Genomic DNA, 7151 nt, shown 5'->3' with positions numbered 1-7151 from the left:
CCCCGCCGCGTCCGCGAGGGGACGCGCCGGGGCCGTCGTCGTGCCGGTCGTCGTGCCGGTCGTCCGTGCCGGACGGGGCCGCCCGGGTCAGGCCTGCCCGACGCCGTCGGCGATCTTGTAGCCGAGGCCGCGCACCGTGAGGAGGTAGCGCGGGCTCGCGGGCTCCGGCTCGATCTTCGAGCGGATGCGCTTGACGTGGACGTCGAGGGTCTTGGTGTCGCCGACGTAGTCGGTGCCCCACACGCGGTCGATGAGCTGGCCGCGCGTGAGCACGCGCCCCGCGTTGCGCAGGAGCAGCTCGAGGAGCTCGAACTCCTTGAGCGGGAACGGCACGACCTCGCCGTCCACGCTCACCGTGTGCCGCTCGACGTCCATGCGGACCGGCCCGACCTCGAGCGCGCTCTCCGTGACCGGCTCCGCACCGGCCTCCCCGCCCTTGCGGCGCAGCACGGCACGCACGCGGGCGAGCAGCTCGCGGAACGAGTACGGCTTCGTCACGTAGTCGTCCGCGCCCAGCTCCAGACCCACGACCTTGTCGATCTCCGAGTCCTTCGCCGTGAGCATGATGACGGGGACGTCGCCGCGCTGGCGCAGCTCCCGGCACACCTCCGTGCCGCTGAGGCCGGGGAGCATGAGGTCGAGCAGGACGAGGTCCGCGCCGTCGGCGTCGTACCGCTCCAGCGCCTCCGTGCCCGTCGCCGCCTCGACGACGTCGAAGCCCTCGCGCCGCAGCTGGTACGTCAGCGGGTCGCGGTACGACTCCTCGTCCTCCACCACCAGGATGCGCGTCACGCGCCTACCTCCTTGTTCGGTGCGCCCGCTTCCGGGGCGCCGTCGTCCGACGCGTGCTCGTGCGGCACGCGCTCGTGGTCGTCCGGTGCGCGACCCTCCGTCGCGAGCCCGTCGGGTGCCGGCTCGTCCGCCCGGTCGGTCGCTCGGTCGGTCGCTCGATCGGTCGTTCGATCGGTGGTCCCCGTGCCGCGCGTCCGTGCGGCCGGGACGTTCGCCGCCGGGATGCGGAGCGTGAAGGTCGACCCGCGGCCCGGCTCGGACCACATCGTGACCTCGCCGCCGTGGTCGGCCGCGACGTGCTTGACGATGCTCAGGCCGAGCCCGGTGCCTCCCGTGTCGCGCGAGCGCGCCGGGTCGACGCGGTAGAACCGCTCGAAGACCCGCGCCTGCTCGTCGGCCGCGATCCCGATGCCCTGGTCCACGACGGCGATCTCGACGAGGTCGCCCGACCGCGTCACGCCGACGCCGACGCGCGTGTTCTCGCCCGAGTAGGCGACCGCGTTGTCGAGGAGGTTGCGCACCGCCGTGACGAGCAGGTTGTGGTCGCCGTAGACCGCGGCGTCCAGCTCGCCGCCCGTCGTGAGCACGATGCCCTTGCCCTGCGCGTTCGTGCGGGCGCGGTCGACGGCCTCCTCGACCACGCCCCGCACCGGCACGACCGTCACCTCCTGCAGGGCTCCCGCGACCTGGAGCCGCGACAGCTCGATGATCTCCTGGACGAGCGCGGACAGGCGCGTCGCCTCCGACTGCATGCGCGCGGCGAACCGGCGCACCGCCACCGGGTCGTCCGCCGCGTCCTGGACGGTCTCCGCGAGCAGCGCGAGCGCGCCCACCGGCGTCTTCAGCTCGTGGGACACGTTGACGACGAAGTCGCGGCGGATCGCCTCGACGCGGCGCGCCTCCGTCCGGTCCTCCGCGAGCACGAGCACGTGGTGCGGGCCCACCTGGGCCACGCGCACCTGGAGCATCACCGTGCCCCGGCCGACGGGGCCGCGCGGGAGCTCGAGCTCCTCGTCGCGGATCACGCCGTCCCGGCGCACGTCGTCGATCATGTCGCGGATCGCGGCGTGCGCGATCGCGTCGCCGCGCACCACCCCCAGCGCGTACGCGGGCGGGCTGGCCCGCACGACCTCCCCCTCGCCGTCGAGCACGACGGCGGCGGACCGCAGGACGGCCAGCACGCGGACGAGGCCCTCGTCGAGCTCCGGCGCGGGCTCCTCCCGCACCGCGCGCTGCTGCCGCTCGCTCACGCGGAACGCGATCGCCGCGATCACGCCGACGACGATGCCCACGACACCGGCGAGCAGCACGGTCACGCCCTCGATCAGACTCTCGGCTTGCACCCGTCCAGCGTACGGTCGCGTGCCGACCGTCCCGGCCCCGCGGGACCCCCGGCGGGCGCGAGCCGCCAAGAGTTCACCTGACGGCGCACTGGTGTTCACCGGCCGGTCGACCACGCCTGCGAGCGTGTCAGGAGCCGACGGCGTGCCCGGGCGCCTCCCGGCGCGTCGGGGCGCACGCCGTCACGGACCGGACCGACCGGTCACGACGAGAGGGAAGCGATGCGGGAGATCTTCGAGGCCGAGCTGAAGCAGGTCGGCGACGACCTGGCCGAGATGAGCCGGCTGGTGGAGTCGGCCGTGAACCGCGCCGGGCAGGCGCTCCTCACGGCGGACCTGCAGCTCGCGCAGTCGGTGATCGGCGACGACCACACGATCGACGCCCTCGAGCGCGAGCTCGACGAGCGTTGCGTGCTGCTGCTCGCGCAGCAGCAGCCCGTCGCGACCGACCTGCGGGTCGTCGTCAGCGCGCTGCGCATGAGCGCCACCCTGGAGCGCATGGGCGACCTCGCGCGCCACATCGCGCAGGTCGCGCGCGGCCGCTACCCGGGCCGCGCGATCGAGCCGACGCTGCACCGCACGTTCGAGCAGATGCACGACGCCGCCGTCCGCGTGGCGCGGCGCACGACCACGCTCCTCACGACGCGCGACCTCACCGTCGCGGCGAACATCGAGCGCGACGACGACCTGCTCGACAAGCTGCACCAGGACACGTTCAGCGCGCTGCTCGACGGCACGTGGACGGGCACGCCGCAGGAGACGGTCGACGTCACGCTCGTGGGTCGCTACTACGAGCGCTTCGGCGACCACGGGGTGTCGATCGCCAAGCGCGTGACGTACCTCGTGACCGGCGAGTTCGCCGACGACCGCGGCGCCCCGACGGGCACCACGCGCGCGACCGCCTGACCCGCCGCGGGCCCGGCGCGCCGGGAGGACCCGCTCGACCCGCACAGACGACCGTGGCCCGTCCGGATCTCCGGACGGGCCACGGTCGTCTGTGCGGGGCGGGGCCGGTCAGCGGCCCTGGTTCGCGACCGCCGCGGCGGCCTCGGCGGCGGCCTCGGGGTCGAGGTAGCGGCCACCCTTCGTGACGGGCTCGAAGTTCTCGTCGAGCTCGTACAGCAGCGGGATGCCGGTCGGGATGTTGAGCGCTGCGATGTCCTCGTCGGAGATGCCGTCGAGGTGCTTGACGATGGCACGCAGCGAGTTGCCGTGCGCGGCGACCAGGACGGTCTTGCCCGCCTTGAGGTCGGGGACGACCTCGCCGTCCCAGTACGGCAGGGCGCGCTCGAGCACGTCCTTGAGGCACTCCGTGCGCACGACGGGGGCGTCGGCGTAGCGCGGGTCCGTGTCCTGCGAGAACTCGGAGCCGAGCTCGATCTCGGGCGGCGGGACGTCGTAGGAGCGGCGCCAGAGCATGAACTGCTCCTCGCCGAACTCCTCGAGCGTCTGCTTCTTGTTCTTGCCCTGGAGCGCACCGTAGTGCCGCTCGTTGAGGCGCCACGACCGCTTCACGGGGATCCAGTGGCGGTCGGCCGCGTCGAGCGCGAGGTTCGCCGTCGTGATGGCGCGGCGCAGGAGCGAGGTGTGCACGACGTCGGGCAGGACGCCGGCCTCCGTGAGGAGCTGACCGCCGCGCTTCGCCTCCTCGGTGCCCTTCTCCGACAGGGCGACGTCCACCCAGCCGGTGAACAGGTTCTTGGCGTTCCATTCGCTCTCGCCGTGGCGGAGCAGCACGAGGGTGTAGGTCATGCCTCCATCCTGCCGCACGGCCCGGCGCCGCGGCACGCGCGTCCCACGTGGTGGTGACCGTCGCCGCGCGGCGTGGGACGAAGGTCCGGCCGTCCCGGCGCGGCCCGAGCATCGCCGCGCCACGGCCGGGGGCGCGGCCGGGAATCGATGCGCCGTCGCGCACGTTCTCTCCCGCATGCCGATCGACGGAGAGTACGCACCGAGCCCGAGCACCTGGTCCCGCGAGCAGGCGGAGGCCTACGAGTCGTCCGGCGGGACACGCAGCACGACCCTGAACGGGATGCCCGTCGTCGTCCTCACGACGCTCGGACGCCGCAGCGGCAAGGTCCGCAAGACCCCGCTGATGCGCGTCGAGCACGACGGCGCGTACGCGGTCGTCGCGTCGCTCGGCGGAGCGCCGCAGCACCCGGTCTGGTACCTCAACGTGCTGGCGCACCCGCGGGTCGAGCTGCAGGACGGGCCGGAGCGCCACGACTACGTCGCGCGCGAGGTCCACGGCGAGGAGAAGGCGCTGTGGTGGGAGCGCGCGGTCGCGGCCTACCCGCCGTACGCGGACTACCAGGAGAAGACGTCGCGGGAGATCCCCGTCCTCGTGCTGGAGCGCGCGGGCGGCTGAGCCGCCGCGTGACCCGGCGTGCCGGGCCGCGCGGTCAGCGCGCCGCGCGGACCTTGCGCGCCTGCGCGTAGACGTCGAGCATCCGGACCGCCGCGACGTCCCACCCGAAGCGCTCCCCCGCGCGTCGGGCCCCCTCGCCGAGGGCGGCGAGCCGTACGTCGTCGGCGAGCAGGTCCGCCAGGACGCGGGCCCAGGTCGCCGGGTCGTGGTCGGGCACGAGGACGCCGGAGACCTGGTCCTCGACGACGGTCCGCAGCCCCCCGACGGCGGCCGCGACCACGGGCGTGCCGCTCGCCTCCGCCTCGGCCGCGACGAGCCCGAACGTCTCGTTGTGCGAGGGGACGGCGACGACGTCGGCCGCCCGGTACCAGCGCACGAGCTCGTCGCGCGGGACGGGCGGGCGCACGACGAGCCGGTCGCTCACGCCCACCTGGTAGGCGAGGGCCTCGAGCTCGCGGACCGCCGTCGGGCGGCCGCTGGGGCCACCGAGCACGACGAGCGTCGGCACGGGCTCCCCGCGCGCGGCGAGGACGCCGAGCGCCCGGACGAGCACGTCCGGGCCCTTGAGCGGCTGCACGCGCCCGGCAAAGAGGACGAGGCCGCCGTCGGTGGGCAGGCCGAGCCCGGCCCTCAGCGTGCGCCGCCGCTCGCGACGCTCCCGGGCGTCGCCGGCCGCGGCGCCCGGTGCCGGGGAGAACAGCTCGAGGTCGACGCCCGGCGGCACGACGTGCACGCGCGCCGGGTCGGCCGCGTAGTCCCGCACGAGGTCCTGCGCCTCCGCGTCCGTGCTCGCGACGAGCGCGTCCGCCTCCGCGACGACCTGCTCCTCGCCGATGATGCGGCCGAGCGGCTCGGGCGCGTCGCCCGGCGCGAGCGCCGCGTTCTTCACGCGCGCGAGCGTGTGCATGGTGTGGACGAGCGGGACGTCCCAGCGGTCGGCGGCGAGCCACCCGACCTGACCCGAGAGCCAGTAGTGCGTGTGCACGACGTCGTACCAGCCCTCGTGGCGCCGCGCCTCGGCCCGCAGCACGCCGGCCGTGAAGGCGCAGAGCTGGCCCGGGAGGTCGTTCTTGTCGAGTCCCTCGAAGGGCCCGGCGGCGACGTGGCGCACCGTCACGCCGTCGGACACCTCGACCACGGGCGGCTGGCTCGACGCCGTGGCGCGCGTGAAGATCTCGACCTGCGTGCCGCGGCGCGCGAGCGCGTGCGCGAGCTCGGTCACGTACACGTTCATGCCGCCCGCGTCGCCGGTGCCCGGCTGGTCGAGCGGCGACGTGTGCACCGAGAGCATCGCGACCCGCAGCGGGTCCGACGGGTCGGGGGCGGTTCCGCCCGGCAGGTCGAGCGTCGTCACGGCGGGTCAGGCCTCCACGACGCACGCCGGGGCCGGGAGCGCGAGCACGTCGAGCACCTGGGCGGCGCCGTCCGAGCGGCGCACGCGCAGGAGCGCGAGGTTCGACGTCGGGGCGTCCGGGCCGGCCACGGCGGGCCGCTCGATGAGCGGGTCGTCGTTCTGGTTCGCCACGACGACGAGGTCGTGCAGCGGCGCGTCGGCGTCCCCCTGGTCGGCCCCGGCGGCCGACCCCGCGCCGGTCGCGGCCCCGAGGATCGCGAAGTGGCGCGGCCACGCGCCGCCCACCGGCGAGTCGGCCAGGTGGCGCAGCCTGGGCACGCCGCCGTCCGGCCCGGGCTCGACCGCGTGCACCGCGAGCACGTCGGCGCCGCGCACCGCGGCGAGGACGCGCGTGCCGTCGGCGGTGACCGCGACGTGCGAGGGGTAGTTCCCGCCGTCGGCGGGAGCAGCGGCGTGCGTGACGTCGTAGCGCGCGACGACGTCGTACGTGCGCACGCCGTCCGGCCCGTCCACCGGGGAGAGCAGGAAGAGCGCCGGGTCCAGCTCGCCGACGACGACGAGGTGCCCCGACGGGAGCGCCGCGAGGTGGCGCGGGCCCGTGCCGGGCGGGAAGGTCGCGACGACCTGGGCCGTCGAGCCGTCGGGCGCGGCCGGGTCGTGCCGTCGCAGCTCGTCGGTGCCGAGGTCGACGACGAGCACCGCCCCGCTGCCGTCGTCCGCCGCGCCGAGGTGGGCGAGCGGTGCGACGAAGTGCGCGTGCGGCCCCTCCTGGCGGTCGGTGACCGGACCGGTCCCCGCGTGCCGCTGCCGGCGCGGGCCCCCGTCGGGCGCCGCCGCGATCCCGCCGTCGTCCGCCGTCGGCACGACCGTGAGGACGCCGTCGCCGTAGTTCGCGACGAGCACGTCACCGCTCACGGCGACGTGGCACGGGTACGTGCCGCCCGTGGCGACCGGGCCGCCCCGGGGGGTGAGGGCGCCGTCGGGCCCGACGGCGAACGCCGAGACCGAGCCGGCCTCCGTCTCCCCGACCGCGTAGAGCGTGTCGCCGTCGAGCGCCAGGAACGACGGGGAGGAGGCCGCGACAGCGAGCGCGCCCCCGCCGAAGGAGCCGGTGCCCGCGGCGGGGTCGACGTCGAGCTCGACCCGCCACACGCCCTCCGCGCCGCTCGGGTGCGGGTAGGTGCCGATCCAGAGGGCGCGGGTCGCGGAGGTCATGCCTTGAGCCTAGTTCTCCGCGCGGGCGGCCCGGCACCCGCGATCCGGCCCACGAGAAGGGCGCCCGGCCGACGTGTCGTCG

At 75.4% G+C, this 7151-nt stretch carries 7 protein-coding genes; 2 read left to right on the top strand and 5 right to left on the bottom strand.

Annotated elements, in window-relative coordinates; genetic code table 11:
• Positions 1 to 87: 87 nt before the first annotated feature.
• Both AC3WT4_RS19685 and AC3WT4_RS19680 read right to left on the bottom strand, forming a co-directional pair.
• Positions 88 to 792: a response regulator transcription factor gene (locus AC3WT4_RS19685; RefSeq protein ID WP_074808244.1), complete on the bottom strand. Its 705-nt coding sequence runs from the start codon at positions 790 to 792 to the stop codon at positions 88 to 90.
• A complete protein-coding gene (locus AC3WT4_RS19680) occupies positions 789 to 2135 on the bottom strand; it encodes a sensor histidine kinase (protein WP_492316279.1) in 1347 nt (448 codons plus the stop codon). The genes AC3WT4_RS19685 and AC3WT4_RS19680 overlap by 4 nt, the downstream gene beginning before the upstream one ends.
• A gap of 219 nt (positions 2136 to 2354) precedes the next feature.
• On the opposite strand from AC3WT4_RS19680, the gene phoU reads away from it, so the two are divergent.
• A complete protein-coding gene (gene phoU, locus AC3WT4_RS19675) occupies positions 2355 to 3038 on the top strand; it encodes a phosphate signaling complex protein PhoU (protein ID WP_074808248.1) in 684 nt (227 codons plus the stop codon).
• Positions 3039 to 3146: 108 nt separating this feature from the next.
• Here phoU and AC3WT4_RS19670 read toward each other — a convergent pair whose 3' ends face one another.
• Complete coding sequence (locus AC3WT4_RS19670; protein WP_492316278.1) at positions 3147 to 3884, bottom strand: phosphoglyceromutase; 738 nt, start codon at positions 3882 to 3884, stop codon at positions 3147 to 3149.
• Positions 3885 to 4059: 175 nt separating this feature from the next.
• On the opposite strand from AC3WT4_RS19670, the gene AC3WT4_RS19665 reads away from it, so the two are divergent.
• On the top strand, positions 4060 to 4500 hold the full coding sequence (locus AC3WT4_RS19665) for a nitroreductase family deazaflavin-dependent oxidoreductase (protein WP_255179566.1): 441 nt from the start codon (positions 4060 to 4062) through the stop codon (positions 4498 to 4500).
• Between the two features lie 34 nt (positions 4501 to 4534).
• On the opposite strand, the gene mshA is transcribed toward AC3WT4_RS19665, so the two are convergent.
• A complete protein-coding gene (gene mshA / locus AC3WT4_RS19660) occupies positions 4535 to 5791 on the bottom strand; it encodes a D-inositol-3-phosphate glycosyltransferase (protein WP_492316282.1) in 1257 nt (418 codons plus the stop codon).
• Between the two features lie 69 nt (positions 5792 to 5860).
• Entirely contained in the window at positions 5861 to 7069 is a 1209-nt protein-coding gene (locus tag AC3WT4_RS19655; protein WP_492316277.1) for a lactonase family protein, read from the bottom strand.
• Positions 7070 to 7151 lie beyond the last annotated feature (82 nt).

This window comes from Cellulosimicrobium sp. EB106-03-01-XG111 (assembly GCF_058792115.1).
This window is presented reverse-complemented; position numbering and strand designations above follow the sequence as displayed.